Below are 1151 nucleotides of genomic sequence, written 5' to 3'. Positions count from 1 at the left end.
CTACTGAGCTTTGCGGGTTGTCGTCGGGGAGTGACAGTTCATGATCCCTGCGGTATGCCGGTGGTATGCGTTATCCGGAGGGTGGGGGCCTGACCGCTGAGCGTCGGGCGTTTCGTGAGGGGATCCGGCTTCAGGCCGGCGGGCGGTTCGCGGTGGGTGAGAAGACCGTGGTGATCGCGAAGGATCTGCGGGTGAGTGTGCGGTCGGTGGAACGCTGGCGCCGTGCCTGGCGCGAAGGCGGTATGGAGGCCTTGCGTTCCGCGGGCCCGGCGAACTCCCCGACCGTCACCGATGCCCAGTTCGCCGTGCTGGAGGAGGAACTCGGCAAGGGCCCCTCAGAGCAGGGCTTCGAGGATGAGCGTTGGACGCTTGCCCGGGTCCAGACGGTGATCCGCCGGCGGCTGCAAGTGAGTCTCTCGGTGGCGACGGTGTGGCGGCTGCTGAAACGGCACGGCTGGTCGTGGCAGGCACCCGCCCGCAGAGCACTCGAACGCGACGAGCACGCGGTCGAGTTGTGGAAGAAGGAGGTGTGGCCGCGGGTAAAAGCCTCGCGGCGGCGTCCGGAGCCTGGATCGTCTTTGAGGACGAGGCCGGATTCTCCATGACGCCGCCCCGCGCCCGCACCTGGGGCCGGCGCGGACACACCCCCGTCATCCGCGTCCGCGGCCGCTCCCGCCGCCGGACCTCGGTCGCCGCCCTGTGCTGCTACAAACCCGGTGAGAAGAGCCGCCTCATCCACCGGCCCCGCAACCATCTCCCGCTCAAGGGCGCCCGAAAGAGCTTCTCCTGGCAGGACTACCGCGACCTGCTGGTGAGGGCCCATATCCAGCTCGGCGGCCCCATCGTGGTGGTCTGGGACAACCTCAACACCCACCTGGCCGCCGGGCTGAAACGCTACGAGGCCGAACACGACTGGCTCACCACCATCCGCCTCCCGGCATACGCACCAGACCTGAACCCGGTTGAAGCCGTCTGGTCCCTTGTGCGCAGAGCCACGGCCAACACCGCCTTCGACACACCCGACGACCTCGACCGCAAACTCCGCCGCGAGTTACGCAGAATCCAGCTCCGACCCCACCTCATCGACGGCTGCCTCGCCGCCACCGGTCTGGCTATCAACCCACCGACCCCACCCTGAAATCCTGAGTAAC

2 protein-coding genes are annotated in these 1151 nt (G+C 67.9%); both read left to right on the top strand.

Annotation, left to right across the window (positions count from 1 at the left end; genetic code table 11):
• The first annotated feature begins 65 nt into the window (after positions 1-65).
• Positions 66-605 (top strand): winged helix-turn-helix domain-containing protein, encoded by a 540-nt coding sequence (locus ACFWB8_RS37135; protein WP_385237760.1) that lies wholly within the window; start codon positions 66-68, stop codon positions 603-605.
• Positions 602-1138, top strand: a complete 537-nt coding sequence (locus ACFWB8_RS37130; protein ID WP_385237757.1) for a transposase — start codon at positions 602-604, stop codon at positions 1136-1138. The genes ACFWB8_RS37135 and ACFWB8_RS37130 overlap by 4 nt, the downstream gene beginning before the upstream one ends.
• Positions 1139-1151: the final 13 nt, after the last annotated feature.

This window comes from Streptomyces sp. NPDC060031 (assembly GCF_042736805.1).
In the GTDB taxonomy this organism is placed as follows: Bacteria; Actinomycetota; Actinomycetes; order Streptomycetales; family Streptomycetaceae; genus Streptomyces.
The sequence above is the reverse complement of the archived record's forward strand: the minus strand, read 5'-3'. Positions and strand labels throughout refer to the sequence as shown.

What these genes read in the sequence shown, in the direction of transcription:
- ACFWB8_RS37135 (WP_385237760.1), top strand. Translation starts at nt 66, where the DNA reads ATGCGTTATCCGGAGGGTGGGGGCCTGACCGCTGAGCGTCGGGCGTTT.
- ACFWB8_RS37130 (WP_385237757.1), top strand. Translation starts at nt 602, where the DNA reads ATGACGCCGCCCCGCGCCCGCACCTGGGGCCGGCGCGGACACACCCCC.